15 protein-coding genes and 1 pseudogene are annotated in these 21,691 nt (G+C 68.9%); 9 read left to right on the forward strand and 7 right to left on the reverse strand.

Annotated elements, in window-relative coordinates:
• Positions 1-966, reverse strand: a pseudogene (locus tag FS825_RS18500) (hypothetical protein); the annotation flags it as partial.
• Positions 967-1,470: 504 nt separating this feature from the next.
• On the opposite strand from FS825_RS18500, the gene dnaK reads away from it, so the two are divergent.
• The 6 genes from dnaK (at position 1,471) to FS825_RS00935 (ending at position 8,408) form a co-directional block, all read left to right on the forward strand.
• On the forward strand, positions 1,471-3,333 hold the full coding sequence (gene dnaK / locus FS825_RS00910; RefSeq protein ID WP_144709983.1) for a molecular chaperone DnaK: 1,863 nt from the start codon (positions 1,471-1,473) through the stop codon (positions 3,331-3,333).
• 2 nt (positions 3,334-3,335) lie between these two features.
• Positions 3,336-4,001, forward strand: coding sequence for a nucleotide exchange factor GrpE (locus FS825_RS00915; RefSeq protein ID WP_144709985.1), 666 nt, complete (start codon positions 3,336-3,338; stop codon positions 3,999-4,001).
• A 45-nt stretch (positions 4,002-4,046) separates the two neighbouring features.
• Positions 4,047-5,051: a DnaJ C-terminal domain-containing protein gene (locus FS825_RS00920; RefSeq protein WP_144709987.1), complete on the forward strand. Its 1,005-nt coding sequence runs from the start codon at positions 4,047-4,049 to the stop codon at positions 5,049-5,051.
• Positions 5,052-5,235: 184 nt separating this feature from the next.
• A complete protein-coding gene (locus tag FS825_RS00925) occupies positions 5,236-5,646 on the forward strand; it encodes a heat shock protein transcriptional repressor HspR (protein WP_144711189.1) in 411 nt (136 codons plus the stop codon).
• Between the two features lie 160 nt (positions 5,647-5,806).
• The gene (locus FS825_RS00930; RefSeq protein WP_144709989.1) at positions 5,807-7,006 is read left to right on the forward strand and encodes a glycosyltransferase family 4 protein; all 1,200 of its coding nucleotides are present in this window, start codon (positions 5,807-5,809) and stop codon (positions 7,004-7,006) included.
• On the forward strand, positions 6,999-8,408 hold the full coding sequence (locus tag FS825_RS00935; protein ID WP_186377002.1) for a right-handed parallel beta-helix repeat-containing protein: 1,410 nt from the start codon (positions 6,999-7,001) through the stop codon (positions 8,406-8,408). Before FS825_RS00930 ends, FS825_RS00935 begins: the two co-directional genes overlap by 8 nt.
• 42 nt (positions 8,409-8,450) lie before the next feature.
• On the opposite strand, the gene FS825_RS00940 is transcribed toward FS825_RS00935, so the two are convergent.
• The 3 genes from FS825_RS00940 to FS825_RS18505 form a co-directional block, all read right to left on the reverse strand.
• Positions 8,451-10,220 carry a hypothetical protein gene (locus FS825_RS00940; protein ID WP_144709993.1) on the reverse strand — a complete coding sequence of 590 codons (1,770 nt, stop codon included), beginning with the start codon at positions 10,218-10,220 and terminating at the stop codon, positions 8,451-8,453.
• A gap of 106 nt (positions 10,221-10,326) precedes the next feature.
• Positions 10,327-11,868: a hypothetical protein gene (locus FS825_RS00945; protein WP_144709999.1), complete on the reverse strand. Its 1,542-nt coding sequence runs from the start codon at positions 11,866-11,868 to the stop codon at positions 10,327-10,329.
• A 407-nt stretch (positions 11,869-12,275) separates the two neighbouring features.
• Positions 12,276-12,824: a hypothetical protein gene (locus FS825_RS18505; protein ID WP_186377003.1), complete on the reverse strand. Its 549-nt coding sequence runs from the start codon at positions 12,822-12,824 to the stop codon at positions 12,276-12,278.
• Between FS825_RS18505 and FS825_RS18510 the strand changes: the two genes are divergently transcribed.
• Positions 12,774-13,706, forward strand: coding sequence for a right-handed parallel beta-helix repeat-containing protein (locus FS825_RS18510; protein ID WP_260981007.1), 933 nt, complete (start codon positions 12,774-12,776; stop codon positions 13,704-13,706). The two genes, FS825_RS18505 and FS825_RS18510, sit on opposite strands and share 51 nt — an antisense overlap.
• A 34-nt stretch (positions 13,707-13,740) precedes the next feature.
• Positions 13,741-14,883: a class I SAM-dependent methyltransferase gene (locus FS825_RS00955; RefSeq protein WP_144710003.1), complete on the forward strand. Its 1,143-nt coding sequence runs from the start codon at positions 13,741-13,743 to the stop codon at positions 14,881-14,883.
• 59 nt (positions 14,884-14,942) lie between these two features.
• Here FS825_RS00955 and FS825_RS00960 read toward each other — a convergent pair whose 3' ends face one another.
• The 3 genes from FS825_RS00960 to FS825_RS00970 form a co-directional block, all read right to left on the reverse strand.
• A complete protein-coding gene (locus FS825_RS00960) occupies positions 14,943-15,773 on the reverse strand; it encodes an aldo/keto reductase (RefSeq protein WP_144710005.1) in 831 nt (276 codons plus the stop codon).
• Between the two features lie 103 nt (positions 15,774-15,876).
• Positions 15,877-18,420, reverse strand: a complete 2,544-nt coding sequence (locus tag FS825_RS00965) for a hypothetical protein (protein ID WP_144710007.1) — start codon at positions 18,418-18,420, stop codon at positions 15,877-15,879.
• 50 nt (positions 18,421-18,470) lie between these two features.
• Positions 18,471-18,869: a pilus assembly protein CpaE gene (locus tag FS825_RS00970; protein WP_144710008.1), complete on the reverse strand. Its 399-nt coding sequence runs from the start codon at positions 18,867-18,869 to the stop codon at positions 18,471-18,473.
• A 128-nt stretch (positions 18,870-18,997) separates the two neighbouring features.
• Between FS825_RS00970 and FS825_RS00975 the strand changes: the two genes are divergently transcribed.
• Complete coding sequence (locus tag FS825_RS00975; RefSeq protein WP_144710009.1) at positions 18,998-21,670, forward strand: glycoside hydrolase family 2 protein; 2,673 nt, start codon at positions 18,998-19,000, stop codon at positions 21,668-21,670.
• Positions 21,671-21,691 lie beyond the last annotated feature (21 nt).

Below are 21,691 nucleotides of genomic sequence, written 5' to 3' on the forward strand. Positions count from 1 at the left end.
GGCGTAGACGGTTTCCTCGCCGCCGCGGGTCAGCGTGGTGTCATCGCCGCGCTTGCCCGAGATCACCGTCGTCGACGCGGGGATGTTGGTGTTCGTGGTGGTGTGGGCGATGAAGGCGCCGGCGGTGCTGGTGCCGGTGATGGCGGTGGTGAGCTGGCCGGTGGTGCCGGTGGAGGTGGCGGCGGTGGCGACCTTGATGCCGAAGCGGAAGTCGCGCTGGTGGTCCATGGGCCTGGAGTCGGTCTCGCCCCACTTGTAGGTGTAGGTCTTGCCGTCGGCGGAGCGGACTCCGTCGTGGAGGGCGAGGTAGGCGGTGTCGCCGGCCCAGCCGCTGCTGTCCCACCAGTACTGGCCCTGGATGGTGTCCTGGCCCTCGGTGAAGGTGCTGCCGGCGGGGGCGGTGAACACGACGGAGGCGTTGACCTTGCCGGTGCCGGTCTGGACGAAGCGGCCCTTGGCGTAGACGGTTTCCTCGCCGCCGCGGGTCAGCGTGGTGTCATCGCCGCGCTTGCCCGAGATCACCGTCGTCGACGCGTCGACGATGTCCTCCGTCACGATCTCGGTCACCGCGGAAGACCCAGAAGCGTTGCGCAGCTGGAACTGCATACGTCCGCTGCTGCCGTCGCCAGACGCAACGCCCTTCGAAGTGTGGAAGGTTCCGGTGCCACTCGCGTTGATGGTTCCGATCGCATCACCCCAGTACGCCGAGGCTGCCCCCTTCACGAAGACGCTCGCACCCGGCTCGCCCGAGACGGTGTATGCGTACTGCACGGAGTCGTCGTCCGCTGCATAACGATACGCAGCATCGATCGTGGGCGCGCTCGGGGCCACGGAAGGGCTCGAGCTCGCGGGCGCTGGCGCCGCGGTCGTCTGCGCCGCCACGGCGGCTGGGCCGAAGCTGAGGCCCGAGACCACAACCGCCGCCGCTAGGCCAGCGGACGCTACTGCCTTGTTGATTCTGCGCATGGGGATCCTTCTGTAGTCGGCGCCAGGGCGCCCGGGAGGGGGAATGTGATCGACTGTGTGATCCGTACATATTTAGAATATCACATGAACAAGTTTGATTGCGCTTCGGCCGGCGCGTTGTGGCGAACATCGCTCCGCCTGAACCTGCAAGGGCTGGACGGCGAAGGGCGGATGTCCGGGTCGTTGCCCGCCGTCCCCAGGGCGCTCGGTCGCCGACGCGATCGGAGACGAGTGCTGCGAACTTCCCGCGCGGTGGATATGGCGATCTAGGGGTCCTCCGTCTGAAACCTGGCCTTCGTCGCCCTCGAATCCAACGCGTTGCGTCGGATCCGCCAAGTGCGAACGGCGCGAGGGGATGTCCTGCGAAGGTCGAGAAACCTGCGTCTCTCGGACGCAACTTTCAGCTCCCAGAGTTGACGCGCCTCCAGGACGGAGTAGAGTTGAGTCCATCGGACGCAAGTCCAGAGACTTCACCACACGCACCAACAGAAGGAGCACCCACACATGGGACGTGCAGTAGGCATCGACCTCGGAACCACCAACTCGGTCGTCAGCGTGCTCGAGGGTGGCGAGCCCACCGTCATCGCCAATGCCGAGGGCCTCCGCACCACGCCGTCGATCGTGGCGTTCACGAAGGACGGCGAGGTCCTCGTCGGCGAGACCGCGAAGCGCCAGGCGGTCACCAACGTCGACCGCACCATCGCGAGCGTCAAGCGCCACATCGGTACCGACTGGAAGGTCGACATCGACGGCAAGCAGTACACGCCGCAGGAGATCTCGGCCCGCATCCTGGGCAAGCTCAAGCGCGACGCCGAGCAGTACCTCGGTGAAGACGTCACCGACGCGGTCATCACCGTCCCGGCGTACTTCAACGACGCCGAGCGCCAGGCCACGAAGGACGCCGGTGAGATCGCCGGCCTCAATGTCCTCCGCATCATCAACGAGCCGACCGCCGCCGCTCTGGCGTACGGGCTCGACAAGGGCAAGGAAGACGAGCTCATCCTGGTCTTCGACCTCGGTGGTGGCACGTTCGACGTCTCCCTGCTCGAGGTGGGCAAGGACGACGACTTCTCCACGATCCAGGTCCGTGCGACCTCGGGCGACAACCGCCTCGGTGGTGACGACTGGGATCAGCGCATCGTCGACTACCTCGTCAAGAAGTTCAAGGACGAGCACGGTGTCGACCTGTCCACGGACAAGATCGCGAAGCAGCGCCTCAAGGAAGCCGCTGAGCAGGCGAAGAAGGAGCTCAGCTCCCAGATGTCGGCGAGCATCCAGCTCCCGTACCTGACCCTCACGGCCGACGGCCCGCTCAACCTCGACGAGACCATCTCGCGCGCACAGTTCGAGCAGATGACCTCCGACCTGCTCGACCGCACGAAGAAGCCGTTCAACGACGTCATCAAGGAAGCCGGTGTCTCGGTCAACGACATCGCGCACGTGGTGCTCGTCGGTGGCTCGACCCGCATGCCCGCCGTGGCCGAGGTCGTCAAGTCGCTCACCGGCGGCAAGTCCCCGAACCAGGGCGTCAACCCGGACGAGGTCGTCGCCGTCGGCGCTGCGCTGCAGGCCGGTGTGCTGAAGGGCGAGCGCAAGGACGTCCTCCTCATCGACGTCACGCCGCTGTCGCTCGGCATCGAGACCAAGGGCGGCCTGATGACGAAGCTCATCGACCGCAACACCGCGATCCCGACCAAGCGGAGCGAGACCTTCACGACCGCTGACGACAACCAGCCGTCGGTTGCGATCCAGGTCTTCCAGGGCGAGCGCGAGTTCACCCGCGACAACAAGCCGCTCGGCACGTTCGAGCTGACCGGCATCGCCCCGGCTCCCCGTGGCGTCCCGCAGGTCGAGGTCACCTTCGACATCGACGCCAACGGCATCGTGCACGTGTCCGCGAAGGACAAGGGCACCGGCAAGGAGCAGTCGATGGTCATCTCCGGCGGCTCGTCGCTGCCGAAGGAGGATATCGAGCGCATGGTCCGCGAAGCCGAGGAGCACGCGGCCGAGGACAAGGCCCGTCGTGAGGCGAACGAGCGTCGCAACCAGGCCGAGCAGCTCGTCTACTCGATCGAGAAGCTCATCAAGGAGAACGACGACAAGCTCCCCGCGGACGTCAAGTCCGAGGTGCAGGCCGACGTCGACTCGCTGAAGTCGGCACTCGCGGGCGAGGACGAGGACGCGGTGAAGGCCGCCTTCGACAAGCTCAACGAGTCGCAGGGCAAGCTCGGTCAGGCGATCTACTCGCAGCAGGACGCGGGCGCCGCGGCCGGTGGCGAGCAGCCGACCGGTGAGCAGGCGGCGGACGACGAGGACATCGTCGACGCCGAGGTCGTGGACGACGAGGACGACAAGGACAAGAAGTAACGATGACGGACCCCAAGGACAACGTGCCGAACGAGGACGAGCCCCAGGTCGAGGGCGAGGCCACCAACGCGCAGGAGCCCGAGGACCTCATCGAGGCGGAGGGGCCGGACGTGGAGATCCCCACGGACGGCCCCGCCGGGGGCGAGCCAGCCCCCGACGACGCTGCTGCGAACGACCTCTCCCCGGAGGACGAAGCGCTCCTCGCCGACGCCGCTCGTGGCATCGCCGAGGACAAGCTCAGCACCGAAGAGCGCGACCTCGTCGCCGAGATGCGCGCGGACATGCTCCGTGCGCAGGCGGAGCTGGTGAACTTCCGGAAGCGCGTCGAGCGTGACCGTGAGGCCAACCGCGAGGTCGCGATCGCCGAGGTCGTCCGGGCACTCCTGCCGGCCCTCGACGACCTCACCCGGGCCGAGGCCCACGGCGACCTCGCCGAGGGGCCGATGCAGGTCATCGGGCAGAAGATCCGCGGCGGGTTCGAGAAGTTCAAGCTCGTGCAGATCGGCGAGAAGGGCGAAGCCTTCGACCCGAACATCCACGAGGCGATCGTGCAGCTCCCCACGCCGGGCGCCACCGGCCAGACCGTGGCGGACGTCGTCGAACCGGGCTACAAGCTCGGCGAGCGTGTCCTCCGTGCGGCCAAGGTCGCGGTGGCGGTCCCGGCCTGAGCCGGAGCCGTTCCCGTGACGACGACAGAAGAAGGTAGGTGAGTGGTGGCGAGTCAGGACTGGTTCGACAAGGACTTCTACAAGACGCTCGGTGTGTCCAAGGACGCGACCGACGCCGAGCTCAAGAAGACCTACCGCAAGCTCGCGCGGCAGTTCCACCCGGACTCCAACCCGGGTGACGCCGCCGCCGAGAACCGCTTCAAGGAGATCAGCGAGGCCTACTCGGTGCTCTCCGACAAGGAGCAGCGTCAGGAGTACGACCAGGTCCGCGCCATGGGTTCCGGCGCCCGCTTCACGGCGGGCGGCGGCGGCCAGGGCGGTGGCTTCGAGGACGTCTTCGGCGGCATGTTCAACCAGGGCGGCGGGCAGCGTGTCCGCTTCGGCCAGGGCGGGGCGGGCGGCGCGGGCGGTGGCTTCGAGGACATCCTCGGCGGGATGTTCGGCGGCGGGGGCGGCTTCGGCCAGTCCTCCGGCGGCTTCCGCGGCTTCGGTGGCCCGACCAAGGGTGCCGACGTCACGGCCTCGACGACGCTCGACTTCACCACCGCGATCACCGGCGACACGATCAAGCTGTCGCAGGGCAACGGCCGGCCGGTCAACGTCCGGATCCCCGCGGGGGTCGCGGACGGACAGAAGATCCGGCTGCGGGGTCGCGGGCAGCCGTCGCCGGACGGCGGCGACGCGGGCGACCTGGTCGTCACCGTCACCGTCCGCAAGCACCCGGTGTTCGAGCGCGACGGGCTCAACCTGCGCGTGGACGTCCCCGTGACGTTCGTCGAGGCGGCCCTCGGCGCCACGATCCAGGTCCCGACGCTCGGCGGCGAACCGGTCAAGCTGAAGGTCGCGCCCGGCACCCCGTCGGGCCGCGTCCTGCGGGTCAAGGGCCGCGGCGTCTCGACGAAGAACGGCACGGGCGACCTGCTCGCGACCGTCCAGGTCGCGGTGCCGTCGCACCTGACGGACAAGCAGCGGGAGGCGGTCGAGGCCCTCGCCGCGACCCTCCCCGACGAGGATCCTCGCGAAGACCTGCTCGCGAAGGCGCGCAGCTAGACCCCGCAACACCAGCAGTAGACCGGCCTGGGCCCACGCCGCCGGTACCCGCCCGTCGCGAAGCGGCGGGCGGGCCGTGCCGGTGGGGAGAGGCGCGGCGCGGCTCCGTCAGGAACGCGCGCCGCGCCTCCAGGCTGGTTTCCACCACCACGCGAACGACGGAAAGGAACACGCCATGGACGACATGGACGAGAACTCGCCCGTCTTCGCGATCGCGATGGCGGCGGAGCTCGCCGAGATGCACCCGCAGACCCTGCGGCAGTACGACCGGCTCGGCCTGGTCGTGCCGGGCCGCACCCGCGGCGGGTCGCGGCGATACTCGATGCGCGACGTCGCACAGCTACGGGAGATCGCGCGACTCGGCTCCGAGGGCGTCTCGCTCGAGGGGATCCGCCGGGTGCTCGAGCTCGAGAACGAGAACCGGGCGTTGCGGGCGCGGGTGAGCGAGCTCGAGACCGCGCTCGCCGATCAGCTCCTCAACCGGCCGGGTGCACGGGTCTTCGCGGCCACGGCCACCGGGGCAGCGATCTCGCTCAAGGCGGGATCGCGACCGCAGCGGAACACGCAGATCGTGCTGTACCGCGGGCCGCGCTGACGCAGTCCGACGTTCAAGGGCCCGAGGAGCGGGATCGCGACGTCGTCGATCGCTCCGTCACGGCGCCGGAACTCGCGACGGGGATGCTCCCGGAACAGCTTCTCGTATTCGACATGTGAACAACTCGCGTCCGAGGCCGGCCGTCTCCTAACGTCGCAGCATGCGCCACAGCCCGCGACCGTTCGACGTCGTCCACGTCTCCAGCGCTCATCCCTGGACCGACAACCGGGTTCACCAGCGATCAGCGGCTTCCGCTGCCGCGGCGGGGTACCGCACGGCGCTCATCGCGGTGGCCACCGTCGGGCACCCGCCGAACACCGATTGGGACGTTCCCGATCGGTCCACGGGTGTGTACGTTCTTCGTCTCCCACAACGATCGCGCAAGGCGCGAATCGTCATCTCCACGTTTCAGGCGGTGCGAGCTGCGGTGGCATCGCGCGCGAGGATCGTCCATCTGCACGACCCGGAGCTGGTGTGGGCCATCCCGCTCCTCCGCGCCGCGTCTCGTTCGGTGGTCTACGACGCACACGAAGACCTCCCGGTACAGGTCCGGGGGAAGGAGTACCTCCCGGGCTTCGCGAAACGGATCGCGGAGATCCTGGCGAAGGGTCTCGTGCTGGTCGCGGGTCACGCCGATGCGATCGTTGCCGCGACCCCCGCTGTTGCCCGACGCTTCCCAGACCAGAGGACGACTGTGGTCCGGAACGTGCCTCGATTCCGTCCGTCGGACGACGCCCCTCCTCCGATGAGCGAGCGACCACTGAGGGCTGTCTACCTCGGGGCGCTGAGCCGGGATCGCGGGATCGATGTCCTCGCCGGTGTTGCAGCATCCGAACTGCCTCACGGCTGGCGTGTCGTGACGGCGGGACCCGTGGACAGGGCCGTCGACGGACGTCTGTTCGATGCGGCCCGGCGGAGCGGGAGGATCGACCACCGGGGAACACTCGATCCCGAAGGAGCTCGGGATCTGCTGCTCGAGGCGCGGGTCGGTCTGCTGCCGTTGTTCCTCACGGATGCGTACGCGGTGTCGATCCCGACGAAGCTCTTCGAGTACTGGGCTGCAGGTCTCGCCGTGATCGCATCGGACACGCCGGCCTGGCGGGAGCTCCTGCGGGGCGTCGAGTGCGTGTCATGGGTTCCAGCGGGAGACCCTGCGGCGATCGTTCGTGCTCTCCACCAGTACAACGATTCGCCCGAACTGTTGCAGCGCCATGCGGATGCGGGGCACGCACTGGTGCGGGAGCACTACCGGTGGGATGCAGAGTCCGCCCGGTTGCTCGACATCTACGCCGGCATCTTCGGCACGACGCCGACGGCTGGCCTCGTCCCGGGCGGCGGGGAGGAGCGGACACGTGGCTGATGCCCGTGGTGTCGCCACCCGACGGTCCGTCGTCCTCCATGCTGCCGCGTCGGTGCCTGCCCTCGTCGCGTGGTGCGGGCGTCCGCAGAGCGCCCGCACCGAGCGGCAGGACGCTCCACCGCACACACCGCACACGGCGTGCACCGCCGGATCCAACGACGCAGGAGCTGCGGACATCCAGGACGTGATCGAAGCAGCCGAGGCCCACGATGTCGTGTCCGTGACACGAGACTGGCGCAGGGAGGCTCCGCTCGTCATCGATCGCCCCATCACGCTCCGGTTCGAAGGAGGCTCGCTCACAACGGACCGCGACATCGATCTCGTTCTCGTTCGTGCCTCGTCGGTCCGGATCGTCGGTGCCGTGCTCACCGGATCGGGGTCTGAACATTCGGGGCTCGGTCGCGGGATCCACGCGGTCGGCACGGTGGAGAGGCCGGTCGAAGACCTCGAGGTCACTCAGGCACACATCGCGCACTTCGCCCACGACGGTGTCCTGCTCGAACACTGCGTGAAGTTCCAAGTAGTCGACAGTCGGATCTCGGACGTGGGCTACTCGGGAGTGCTGATGTTCTCGTGCACGGACGGCGTCGTGGCGAGGAACCGGATCGAACGAGTGACGCAGCCCGCGCCCTACCCCAACTCCTACGGGATCCAGGCTGTCCGCTCCACGACCGCCGGGCTCGATCGCTCGCCGCGGAGCAGCCGCCTCCTGGTGTCGGACAACCACGTCGCCGACGTCGCGCACTGGGAAGGCATCGACACGCACGGAGGCGAATCGATCGCAATCCTCCGGAACCGAATCGAACGATGTCGAGTGGGGATCGCCGTCGTCCCTTCGAAGGATGAAGACGACGCGTCGGCGACCAAGTACGCACCGATCGGCTGCTCGATCATCGACAACACGGTCGTCCGTTCCGAGCCTGGCCCCGGTTCGGGCATCGTCGTCCGCGGCGCCGGAGAATCGGTGGGTTCGTCCGCGGAGCGAGCGACCGGGATCGTGCTGCGGAACACGGTCATCGGCTACGGTGACGGAGACCGAGACGGTGCAATCCTCGTCTACCTGACCCGGAACCTCGTGATCGCCCAGAACGAATGTCGACACGGACGACGGAGGGGCATTTCGCTCTACCACTCCAATGAAGCGTTGACGCTCCGCGGGAACGTCGTCTCTACTCTGGTGCAGCAGGGCACTGCGACCTCAGTGGTGGTCGATGTCCGTGCGACTGACAACAGCGCGACCCTGATCGGGAACAGTCATCGTCCCGGTTCGACCGGTGGTCCTGTGTACGGGCTGATGTGCCGACAGACCGGCAATGACCTCTTCCTCGTCGACAACGACTGGTCGGGCACCGCCGTGGCTGTGGTCGCTGCGCCGGGCGTCGTGGTTCGGCATCGGGAATAGCGGCGTCCCGGAGCCCGGTGTGGGCTCCGGGACGCGCTGTCCTCAGTGTGTGTGCGTGTCCGCCGGGATGACGAAGCGCTTGCTGGTCGTGGTCGCTCCGTTCTTCGTCTGCTCGATGAAGAACCCGTACTGCAGGGCCCCCGCAGGCACCTTGACGCTGAACGACCAGCGGCCCTGAGCATCGACCACGTGCGGACCGGGTACCTTCTCGCCACCCGACGCGTTCAGGACTCGGAAGCTGGCGCTCGGCTCGCCTGTGCCGGTGATCGTGTTGCGTGCGCCTGGTGACACGGTGCTGGTCGTCACGGTCACCGGAGCGAGCTCCGCTGGCGGGATCGTCGTCTTCGTCGACGTCGTGACGGTGAAGCGACCGAGGTCGGTCGTCCCCGTGAAGTCGCCCTCCATCGAACCAGCCCCCGATCGGGCGTCGGCAGGAGTGGTGACCGGGAGTGCCCATCGGAGCTCGTCTCCGCGGTCGTAGCCGAATGCCGTGTCCGACCGCCACGAGAAGCGGTAGGTGACCTTCGTGCCATCGGCACTGATCACGCCGTCCGTGAGACGCGCGTACGCCGAAGCACCGCTCCAGCTACCTCCTGCCGGCCTTCGCTCTCCGTTGAACGAGCCTGCGAGTGCAGCTGGGAAGGTCGTGCCGTTCGGCGCAGTGAACGTCACCGAACCGGAGGTCGTCGTCGTGTCGCCGGTGAAGCGCACCCCGGCGACGACGTTCGCCGATCCCTCTCGGATCAACGTCACCGGTCCACCGTCGACTCCGGCGAGGCCGCCGTTCTCGATCGGAGGCGACTGGATGAGGGTCGGGGTCGAACCGGTCACGCGCAGCGCTCCGAGGGAGGTCTTGCCAGTCACCGTGAAGCCCATCGATCCCGAACCCACCGGCGCATCTCCGTCGGCGATCACCTTCGGCGACCAACGGAGCTGGTACTCGGGGAACTGCTGGAAGCCGGTGCGGGTCTCGAACGATCCCGTCAACGTCTTCCCGTCAGCGCTGACGCGGACGCCGGTGATGGTCAACCCGTTGTCCTGGCGGAACCGACCCTGATCGTCCGCCCATTCGCCTTCGATCGACGTCTGGGTACGGTCGAACGTGGCTCCGTCTGGAGCGCGCAGCGCGAACTCGAAGAAGGCGCTGTTGTACCAGCTCGTGGCACGGAGGCCGAAGGGGACGAACACCGACTGACCCCGCGTCAGGGTCGTCTTCGAGCCTGGCGCCGCCGAAGGGTTGAGCGCACTGATGTTGCCGAGCAGCCGCGACCCCGTGGTCGAGCCGTACGCCACGAGTTCCGAGAAGCTCGACACGCCGTCGTTGCCAGCGATGCGCAGCGTCGTCGCCAGCGCGCGGTTGCCGTCCTTGTTGATGAGCCAACCCGATTCGTTCACGCGGAAGAGTGCTCGGTCTCCGGTGCACGTCGTCGACGTCGCGAAGGTGTAGTAGGCGGCGCTTCCCGGGTAGCTCTGGTACGGCCCGTGCATCCGCAGGCACTTCTCGTAGTCACTCGAGTTCCAGAAGCGGTACCAACCCCCGCCCTCGTAGGTGACCGAGTACCGGTCGGCGTTCGCCTCTGCGGCCGCGACCGAAGCCCAGGAGTGGTAGCGGACGACGTTCCATCCCGATGCGGGGTTCTGGTTGATCGACTTGATCCCGCCCATGTCGAACACGAGCGGGAACCTACCCTGGCTCGGGCCGACCTTGACTGACTCCGCCGTCGCTCCTGCGGCGGGTGCCGCGGGCAACCCGGTGAGTGCCACGGCAGCGGCCGCGGTTGCGGCGAGCGCCGCCCTGATGATGGTCTTCATACCTCTTCGTTCCTCAGGATGGTGATCGGCCGGACGACGCGTCCGACTCGACCTCGTGAGCGACGGGGCCGGCTGAGCGCCGACCCCGTCGTGGTTTCGTGCACGGTCAGCGCGTGTTCGCAGCGACCGTGAAGAGCTTCGACGTGTAGCTGGTGCCGTCGATGGTGATGCGCAGCTTGAACTCGAACTTGACCTGACCGGCGGAGACCGCGCGCTCGAAGGACCATCGCCCGTTCTGGTCGATCGTCCGGACGCCGGGAAGGATCGTCGTCCCCGACGCGTTCAAGACCTCGTACCGGGCGCCCTTCGGCCCGGTGCCGTCGAACGTGTTCACCTCACCGGGCTTCACCGTTTCGGTCGTCACCGTGACCGGGTCGAACCCGGAGTTGGCCGCGATGGTGAAGAGCTCCGAAGTCTCGGTGACACCGTCCTTCGTCTGGCGGATGACGAAGGAGAACTCCTTCGCGCGCCAGTCGACGGCGCGGCTGAACGTCCACTTTCCGGCCGAGTCCACCTGGAGTGTCCCGGGCACGAGGGGAGTCCCGGACGCGTTCAACACCTCGTACGTCGCCTGCGGCTCGCCCGTTCCGGTGAAGACGTTGTCCACCCCGGGGGTGACGGTGACCGGGCCGAGCAGTCGGACCGGCGCGAGCTTGCCGGTCTCTCCGACGTTCAGGGTGATCTCCGCTCGGGTGGTGTTCGCGCCCTTCGAGCGCTGGACGACCTCGAGGAGGTGTTCTGAACGATCGATCGGCTGCGTCGAGAGCGCCCATCGACCCGTCGCGTACACCTCGGCAGCGCCGATCAGGACGTCGCCTCCGCTCGAGTGATCGTGGACCTCCACCGCTGACCCGGGTTCACCAGTACCGCTCATCTCCACCGGACCGCCAGCATGTGCTGCCCCGTCAGCCGGACTCGTGATGCTGACAGCCGTTCCGTAGTCCTGCGTCCGTGTGACGTCGTGCGCGCCGTCGCGAACTCCGTCGATGAACTGTGCCGCGGTGAGCGTCCGCGTCCCTCCGGTGTTGGGTGCAGGGATCGCCGTCGACCAGGCACCCGTGCGGGGGTCGGCGATCGTGCTCGCGCCGACCTGCGTGCCGTCCGACGCGAACAGTTTCACCTCGGCACCCGGGTGTGCGGACCCGGTCGCCGACGCTGCGGCGTCGCGGTCCGACCCGAAGGCGGCTTCGAACGTGAGCGCGTCCACGAGGACCTCGATGCGCAACGTCGCTCGCCCGGATTCCACCGTGCCCTCGTACTGCGTGACCTCGATCTCGTTGGAGCCGAACGACAGACCGGTCACGCGTGTCGACCACGTGCCGTCGGCACGCACGTCGACTGGGTGCAACCCATCGACGAACACCTTCGCGCCCGGAGTGCCGGTGCCCGAGATCTCCGCGCTCCTCGTCAGTACGTCGACCCGGTCGATGCGGGCGCTGAAAGCACCGACGAATTCGTCGATCGTCGGAACACGATCGGCGACGGTCTTGGACTGCAGGCGCATGACTGCGTCGTTGTTGAAGAGCCCGAGGAAGCCGTCGTTGAACGTCGACTGCAGCCCCGTGCCGATCGGATTGTTCGAACCAGTGTTGGCGGCGAGTCGGAACAGCTGTGCGGCGCTGCCCGCGGCGCACGGGTCGAGCGTCACCGGCGAGGAGTTCTCGACCGACTGACTTCCCGCGGTGAGGCAGAGGCCGGGCGCCGACAGTGGTCGGACGGTTGTGGTCGCTCCCGGGGCAGGCAGGTACCAGCGGACGGCAGCTGCCCGCGCTGCTGCGAGGGTGGCCGCGCGATTCGCAGCGATGTCAGCGCCGACCGCACCGGCCGTCGGAGCGCTGAACCGCAGGGCACCCTGGAAGGATGACGTCTCCGTGACGAGCGGGCCGATCTGTTGGCCATCTGCGTCAGGAGCCGTTGCGGATGCAGTCGGTCCCGTTGCCACGGTCGCGGCCGTGGTCAGCGCGACCACGCCTGTGACGATCGTCATCGATCTGGTGTTTTTCGTTCGGTGCAAGAGCACTCTCCATTCTTCTCCGGCTGGACGTTGTCAACATATCAGATTCCAATTCGACACTGCACGTGAATATTGAATGCACAAATGTTGATGTCCGGCGTTGATACGGTGATGTGATGGACCAATCGGCGCACGACCATTCCCTGCACGGTCGGCGGCGTGCCGTTCGAATTGCGATGTGCGCCGCGTTGAGCGTGGCCGGCGCTGCTCTGGCTGCTTCGCTCGTGCCACGCGAGGCAGATGGCGAGGAGCCGGCCTCCGACGACCTCCAGCTGCAGCTCGATGACGTCCGCGAGGGGGGTGAGTTCGTGATCGACCGGGTGTGGTCGCGTGCTGCGCCGCTCGTCGTCCGTCGCGGGGTCACACTTCGATTCCAGCCGACCGGCGAGATCAGGATGACTTCCGACCGCGATGCTCTCGTCGTTCGTGCTTCGAACGTGAGGATCGTCGACCCAGCGGTCGTCGGTGTCGGCGCGTCCCACGCCGGGACGTCCCACGGCATCGCCGTCATCGGCACCCGCAACGCACCGATCGCTGATGTGTCGATCCTCGGTGGTCGGTTGCGCCAGCTGGCGTCGGACGGCGTCCACGTGGAGTACTGCGACCACTTGACCGTGGAACGCGTCAGCATCTCGTCGGTGGGGTACGCGGGCATCTCACTGCTCGGCGTGACGGACGCTGTCGTGCAGGACTCAGCCGTCTCTGATGTTCGCCAGTCGGCCGGTCGCATCAACTCGTACGGCATCACGGTCACGCGGGACGCACGCTCGCCGGTGGACGTCACCCGGCGGTCCACCAGGGTTCGGATCATCCGGAACCGGATCAGTGGCGTACCGGCCTGGGAAGGCATCGACACCCACGCGGGTGACACCATCGAGATCCGCGGCAACACGGTGACCGGGTGCCGTGTCGGGATCGCTGCTGTTCCCAGCAAGTCCGCGAACGACCGCAACACGACCGACGTCGCGCCGACGAACCTGGTGATCGCGGACAATCGGATCACCAGGAGTCGTGGGCTCGCTGCGGGATCAGGGATCCTGGTGAGCGGCGCGGGGACCGCCGTCGGCTCGACCGCGCCGCGTGCGACCGGTGCGATCACGGGGAACACTGTGTCCGGCGCGGGAGGGGATGACGCCGGCGGGATCCTCGTGAAGCTCACGAGCGGAATGGTCGTGGAGTCGAACAGGGTCGCATCGAGCGAGGACGACGGGATCCGTATCGAACACTCGAACACCCGGGTGGTCGTCCGGTCGAACGTGATCTCTGGTGTGTCCGGGTCTTCCGTCGCCCTCGACGTGCGCGCCGGCGCGAACGACGGGAGCATCACCGGCAACCGTGTCGAACGGACGAATCCCCCGGTCCGTGTCGGGCTCCGCATCGGGGACCCAGCCAACCGGTTCCTGGTCCAGGGGAACGCCTTCGGCTCCGCGACCGTGCCCGAAGCCCTCGGGCGGTCCGTCGTCCGACGATGACCAGCCGCCGAGCGGGGATCGGTACGCTGGCGCCGTGCCACCGGACTTCGCCGAATTCTTCCGCCGCCACGCCGACGATGCGCCGGACCTGCTCGCGATCGACGGAACGGACCACTTCATCCTCGATGAAGCGCCCCACGTGCACGGCGACGCACTCCGGCAGCCGGGCGAGGTCGCGGTCGTCGACGACCGCTACGGGGTGCTCACGCTCGGGGCGATCTCCGTCCACGGAGCGTCCGACGTCCGTGTCGTGCAGGACTCCCTCGTCGGGGTGAGAGCGCTCGAGGCGAACGCCGGCGCGTTCGGTCGCCGGGGGTTCCACCACCCGGACTCGCTCGAGCAGGCGTTCCGCGACGTGCGACTCGTGCTGCTGCGGCTCTCGAAGTCGAACGACCGGCTCGACGAGATCGCCCGCGCGGTCGCCCGGTTCGCGGCGCCCGACGTGGTGCTGCTCTGCGGCGGTGTCTCGAAGCACATGAACCTGTCGCAGAACGACGTCCTGCGACGGTACTTCGGCGAGGTCACTGCGTCCCGTGGGCGCGGGAAGTCGAGGTTGCTCATCGCGCAGGACCCGCTCCGCGCTTCGGCCACCCGAGCGGACGCGACGAACCCCTGGCCGCGGTCGGTGCACGTGGACGACATCGGCCTGACCCTCGTCGCGCACGGTGGCGTGTTCGCCGGGACCTCGCTGGACCAGGGCACGCGGGTGCTGCTCGACGCGATGGATGCTGCTGTCCCGACCGCCCGGGTGGCCGTGGACCTCGGTTGCGGCAACGGCGTCATCGCCACGGCCATCGCGCAGCGACGACCGGGACTGCGCGTCATCGCGACCGACGTGTCCGCCATCGCGGTCGCGTCGACCCGTGCCACGGCGGCGGCGAACGGCGTCGCGGACCGGGTCGAGGTGGTCCGCACCGATGCGGGCGACGAGCTCGCCGAGGGCTCCGCGCAGCTCGTCCTCTGCAACCCGCCGTTCCACGCGGACACCACGGTGACCACCGACGCGGCCGAGGCGATGTTCCGGAACGCGGCCACGATCCTCCAGTCCGGCGGTGAGCTGTGGTGCGTCTGGAACTCGCACCTGCGGTACCGGCACGTGCTGGAGCGGCTGGTCGGCCCGACGCGTGAGGTGACGCGGACGCCGAAGTTCACCGTGACGGCGTCGCGGCGGGCCTGACGGGGGTCGGGGACGACGAAGGGGCGGTCACCAGGTGACCGCCCCTTCGTCGCTGTCGGCTACGCCGGGACGTAGTCGAACGTGTCCGGGTCCGGACCCGTGCGGTGTCCCTTGTCGAGGGTCGTGATGTCCGTCATGTCCTCGTCGGAGAGCTCGAAGTCGAAGATCGCGAAGTTCTCCTCGACGCGGGCGCGCGTGACCGACTTCGGGAAGACGATGTCGCCGCGCTGGATGTGCCAGCGGAGGACGACCTGCGCCGGGGTCTTGTCCACCGAGCGGGCGATGCGGGTGATGGTCTCGTCGTCGAGGACGAGACCCTGCGCGATCGGCGACCACGCTTCGGTCGCGATGCCGAGCTCGCGGTCCACGGCGCGGAGCTCGTCCTGCGCGAGGTACGGGTGCACCTCGATCTGGTTCACGGCCGGCGTGATCGTCGTCTCGGAGATGAGGCGGCGGAGGTGGTGTGCCTGGAAGTTGCTGACGCCGATGCTGCGCGAGGTGCCCTGGTGGTACAGCTCCTCGAGGGCCTTCCACGTGGGGACGAAGTCCGACACGGTGGGAAGCGGCCAGTGGATGAGGAAGAGGTCGGTGTAGCCGCCGAGGAGGTCGGCGGACTTCTTGCCGTTCTCCAGCGCCGACTCGGGGGCGTGGAAGCCGTTGTTGAGCTTCGAGGTGATGAAGATCTCCTCGCGCGGGATGCCGGACTCGGCGACGGCCTCGCCGACTTCCTTTTCGTTGCCGTACATCTCGGCGGTGTCGATGTGGCGGTAACCGACCTCGAGCGCGGCCAGGGTGGCGGCCTTCGTCTCGGAGGGGTCGATCTGGAAGACGCCGAAGCCGAGCTGCGGGATCGTCTTGCCGTCGTTCAGGGTGATGTTCGGAACGGTCATGGTGCCATGCAACCAAACCGGGCCCAGGAGGCATTCCGGGAACGTTCAGCCCGGGCGCGGCGCAGGCCGCCCCGGTGCTCGTGCGCCGGGGCGGCCTTCGCTGCTACTCCGCGGGCACGGTGAACAGTTGGCTCGTGCGGGTGACGCCGTCCTTCGTGACCTCGAGGGTGAACCGGAAGTTGGTCGCCCCCGTCGACACGATGCGGTCGAACGACCACGCGCCGTCCGCCCCGATCCGGTGCTCGCCGGGGACGATCTGCGTGCCGGAGGCGTTGCGGACGCGGTAGTCGGCGCCGGCCGGCCCGGTGCCGGTGAACGTGTTCAGCTTGCCCGGGGCGACGCTCGCGGTCCGGACGGTGACGGGGTGTCCTGCGGTGACCGCGATGCGGTTCGTCCCGGTGAGGAGACGGTCGTCGTCGATGGTGACCTCGAGGACGAAGTCGAACCGGTCCGCGGTCCTCGAGACCACGCGGTCGAAAGACCACGTACCGTCGGCTGCGACTCGGTGCGTCCCCTCGACGATCTGCGTGCCGCCGGGGTTCAACACACGGAACGTCGAACCGGCGGGGGCGGTGCCGGAGAACCGGTTCTCCTCGCCGGCTCGAGCTTCGCGGGTCGTGACGGTGATCGGGGACGGTTCGGCACCGACGGTGAAGAGCTTGCTCGTCGTCGTCGAGCCTCCGGCAGACTGTTCGATCGCGAACCGGAACGACGTCGCGCCCGTGGAGACCACACGGTCGAACGACCACGTCCCGTCGGCCTGGACCACGTGTTCGCCGGGGACGATGACCGTGCCGGACGCGTTCACGACGCGGAACGAGGCGCCGGGCTCGCCGGTTCCCCGGAATCGGTTGCTGACCCCGGTGTACGCGGTAGTGGGTCCGCTGATCGTGATCGGTGCCGATTCCGCGGGCTCGGCGGTGAAGTGCACGGTCTCGAGCACACTCCGGACGCCGTTCGGCGCGGTCTGCGCGAACGTCACCGAGTGGTCGCCCCCGGCGGGGAGCTCCGCGGTCGCTTCCCACGCGCCCGATCGTGCTCGGGACGAGGTCGTCCGGAACAGGAGCCGCCCGTCCTGGTCGGTCGCGGACACGACGGCGCCGGACGCCGCCGTTCCGGAGAAGTGCTGCGGGCCCGGGACGTAGGTGTTCTCCTCGCCGACGTCGGCGACGACGAGCCGGTCCGGGACGACGACCGGTGCGGAGATGCGGTCGAGCCCGTCGCTCATCATGAAGACGCGGTGGGTGCCGCGCTCCGAGGACGGGATCGTCACGAGCTTCGTGACGTTCTCGTCCGTCGGGTCGACGAGGTCCGCCCAGACCGCCCGCCCCGCACCGTTCGTGACGATCATCCAGTGCGCCCAGTCGGCGTCCGGCACCGGTTCGATCGACCGGCTGCCGTCGATGCGTTCGTGGACGACCGTCCCGTTCGGGGCGGCGAGGGAGTCGTCCTGGAAGCCGGCGTCCGGACGTGCGGTCAGGGCCGTGCTCGTGTCGGTGCCGCGCTGCACCGTGACCGCCGCCGTCTCGACCAGCTCGTGCATCTCGACCGGAAGGGTGAACGACCCGGTGCCGTCGGACGTGGCCGTCTGTCGTCCACCGGACGGGAACACGGCGGTGACCCGCGCGTTCGGCACGGTCGAACCGTGCCAGCCGAAGCGAGCGGACCGGGGTTCCGTCAGCGTGACCCCGGAGACGGTCGGTGCCGGGATCGTTCCCGCCGGCGCGGGGCTGTACCGGATGTCGGGCATCGTGGTGGTCAGCCCGGACGGGAGCTGCTGGGTGAACGTCACGACGTAGCCGTCCGTTCCAGGGAGGCTGGCCGACGCGGACCACTGAGCAGCCGCACTCCGGGATGCTCTCGCGGTGGTGCTGAAGAGCAGCGTGCCGTTCTGGTCGCGCGCGGCGATCGTCGCTCCCGGGTTCGCCGTGCCGCTGAACTCGGTCTCGCCAGGGGTGTAGACGGCGTCGGCGCTCGACACGCCGGCGATCGTGAGCGGGTTCGGGATGTCCACGTCGACCGACTGCCGCAGTCCGTCCATCGAGAACGCGACCAGCCGGAAGTCCGTGAGGAAGCGCGGCGGGATCGTCCACTCGGGGCCCTCGACGCCGGGGGCGACGACGGCGCTGTGCACGACGACGTTCGACGGGTTGAGGAGCCACACGCGCTGCGATTCGGTCCCCGTCACCCTCGGTGTAAAGGACTGGGTCGTGTCTGGGTGCTCGACGAACGCACTCGGCTGGGGCGGCGGTACCGACCCGTCGGCGGCGACACCGGTGAACTGCTGCACGAGCGGCGCGGACTGCTGCCCGCCGTGCTCGGCAGTGATCTCCAGCGTGGTGCCGAGTGCTGCCGCCGGGAGAGTCAGGGTGAACTGCGGGCCGGTGGTCTGGAAGACGGGGAGCGCTTTCCCGCCGTACGACGCGCGGATGATCGACCCCTGCGGGGCGGCGCCTCGCCAGGCGAAGTCAGTGCCGGCGACGGCGGTCACGAGGTGCACTGGCGCCACGCTTGCGGCGGCGTCGAGCGTCTTCGTGGACGGGCTCGCCACTGCGCTGGGGGTCGTCACGGGCAGGAGGAAAGCGGCGCCGACGGCGACGACGAGGGTACAGGCGCCAATGGCGCTTCGGACGGGGGTGGTGCTCATGGTGCTCCGATCGTGGGAGACACCAGCATACCTGTATTTCACATATTCAATCACTCCAGCGATGAAACGATGTACGCCAACAGTGCGTTCGCGTAGGCATCCGCGGCGACCGCTGCGAGGAAGGTCCGCCGCTCTCCGGCGATTCTGGCCTCCACGGTGAACCCGGCCGCGAGCGAGACGAACGCCGGTCCGAGGAGTTCGCGCAGCTGGTCCTCCCGCGGGAGCCACAGCGACTCGCTCGCCGCGACCGAGTCGAGCGCCCACTCGGTCGTCCCGTTGAAGCCGAGGACCGTGCCGGAGGGGTAGTCGTGCCGCTCGACCGTCATCTCGGACACGGTGTAGACCTCGTCGTCGACACCGGGCTTGTCGATCACGAACCGGTCGCCGGTCGCGGGGTGCCACCGCAGCCCGGCGTCGCGGAGGGAGGTGGCGAGCGCAACACTGATCACGTTCCCCAGCCTGCCACTGGTGGTCCTGCAAGGTGCCCGTACTAGCATCGCCGAGCACCCCTCGCGCGACCGCACCAGCGTCCGCGCGCGCGACGCGAGCCGACCCGTCCGCCCAGAGAAGGACCCGCATGACCCTCGAACGCGAGGAACTCCGCGACGACTGGACCGTCACCATCGCAGGGGACGCCGTGCCCGCGGGTGCGCCGGACGGCATCGCGGAGCGCACCATCCGGGCCACGGTCCCGGGGCAGGTGCACACCGACCTCGAGCGTGAAGGGCTGCTGGCCGACCCGACGTTCGACCGGAACGAGGACGCCGGCAAGTGGGTGGGCCGGGCGGACTGGTCCTACCGCCGCACGGTCGACGTCGACCCGAAGGGCTTCGAGCGCGTCGACCTCGTGTGCGACGGCCTCGACACGGTGTCGGAACTCAGCCTGGACGGCGTCGTGATCGGGACGACGCGCAACATGCACCGTCGCTACCGCTTCGACGCGCGTGACCAGACCGGGGGCGTCGGGCGAGGCACGAAGGCGCTCGAGATCCTCTTCGAGTCGCCGTACCGGGAAGCCGGACGGGTGGCGGCACGGGCCGGGAGCATGCCGGGCCCGTACGACGAGCCGTTCCCGTACATCCGCAAGATGGCGTCGAACTTCGGGTGGGACTGGGGGCTCACCGCAGTGACGAGCGGCCCGTGGCGTCCGGTCGCGGTCGAGCGGTGGTCGACGGCACGGCTGCGCGAGGTCCGTCCGCTGGTCGACGTCGAGGCGGGGGAGGGCGTGCTCGACGCGCACATCACCGTCGAGCGCTCCGGGTTGAACGACCTCGACCAGGACGGCGAGGACGACGACCTCGTGCTCGTCGTCACGGTGAGCGGCGGCACGGCGGAGGGCGGCACGACCAGGCAGCGCTCCCGGGCGCAGCTCACCCCGAAGGACGACGAGACCGTGGTCACGGTCCGGGTGCCGGAGGTGCAGCGCTGGTGGCCGCGCGGCTACGGCGCGCAGGACCGGTACGACGTGGTCGTGGAGCTGCAGACGGTCGACGGCGAGGTCCTCGACCGCGAGACCTTCCGGACCGGCTTCCGGTCGACGCGCGTGGACACGACGGCGGACGCCGTCGGCAAGCCCTTCACCATCCACGTCAACGGGACGCTCATCGACGTCCGTGGCGTGAACTGGATCCCGGACGACGTCATCGTCTCGCGGGTGGACCGCGCGCGGGTGGCCGGTCGGCTCGGTGCCGCGGTCGACCTCAACGTGAACCTCGTCCGTGTCTGGGGCGGCGGGGTCTACGAGTCCGACGACTTCTACGACGTCTGCGACGAGCTCGGCCTGCTCGTCTGGCAGGACTTCCCGTTCGCGTGTTCGGCCTACCCCGAGGTCGAACCGATCCGCAGCGAGGTCATCGCCGAGGCCCGCGACAACGTGGCCCGGCTGTCCCGCCACCCGTCGCTCGTGCTGTGGAACGGCAACAACGAGAACATCTGGCTGCACGACGTGGACGGCTGGGGCGAGGAGCTCGGGGACCGCGGCTGGGGCCTCGACTACTACCTCGACCTGCTGCCGACGATCGTCGACGCGGTGGACCCGTCGCGCTTCTACACGGTGGCGTCGCCGTGGTCCGGCTCCGAGTCGCTCTTCGCGAACGACGTCGACAACGAGACGCACCACTCGTGGGACGTCTGGAACCGCCTGTCCGACGACCACTACCGCGATTCCGTCCCGCGGTTCGTGTCCGAGTTCGGCTGGCAGGCGCCGCCCGCGTGGCGCACGCTGCGGGACGCGGTGCGGGACTCTCCGATGCGGGCCGACTCCGCCGGGGTCGTGCACCACCAGAAGGCGGCCGACGGCATGGCCAAGCTGGCCCGGGGCATCGCGCCGCGGTTCGGTTCGGTCGACCCCGCCGAGTTCGACCGGTGGCACTACCTCACGCAGCTCCAGCAGACGCGTGCGATCGCGACGGGCGTCGAGCATTGGCGGACGCACTGGCCGCGGAACGCCGGCGTGGTGGTCTGGCAGCTCAACGACCTGTGGTCGGTCTCGTCGTGGTCGGCGATCGACTCCGCGGGGCGGCTGAAGCCGCTGGCGCACGAGCTGCGTCGGCTCTACGACGACGTGCTGCTGACGATCCGACCGGTCACCTCGTTCTCGGCGTCGGTGGGTCGGCCAGGAGGCGCGGATCGCCCGGAACCGTCGGCGCGCGCCGGTGAGACGGCCGAGTTGGGCCCCCTGGCCGACACGCTGTCCCTCGGGGTGTCGCCCGGCGCCTTCGGGAACGCACCGATCGAGGTCGCCGTGCGGTCGACCCGCACGGGCCACGACAGCGTCGTGCGGGTGCGTCGCATCTCGCTCGCGGGCACCGTGCTCGCCGAGGTCACGCTCCCCGTGCACCTCCCCACCGCCGGGGTCGCCGTGGTGTCGCTGCCGGAGTCGGTCGGCGTCGTGGACGACCCGACGAACGAACTCGTCGTGGCGGACATGGACTGGCGTCGGGCGGTCTGGACGCCGGCTCCCGACCAGGACATGCAGTGGCAGCCCGCCCGCTACCGGACGACCTTCACGCCGATCCCGGCCGGTGAGGGCGACGGACTCGACCTGGTCGTCGAGGCGGACTCGCTCGTGCGGGACCTCCTGATCCAGCCGGACCGGGTCGCGCCCGATGGTGCCGTGGACCGCGGGTTCATGACGCTGCTGCCCGGGGAGCGCGTCTCCTACCGCCTGCACGGCGTGACCGAGGCGGACGTCCCGGCGCTCACGGCAGAACCGGTCACCTGGACCCTGGACCGCGTCATCGGCCGCTGAGTCTGGGTGAACGGTGTCCGT

The organism is Curtobacterium pusillum, assembly GCF_007680845.1.
Taxonomy (GTDB): domain Bacteria; phylum Actinomycetota; class Actinomycetes; order Actinomycetales; family Microbacteriaceae; genus Curtobacterium; species Curtobacterium pusillum_B.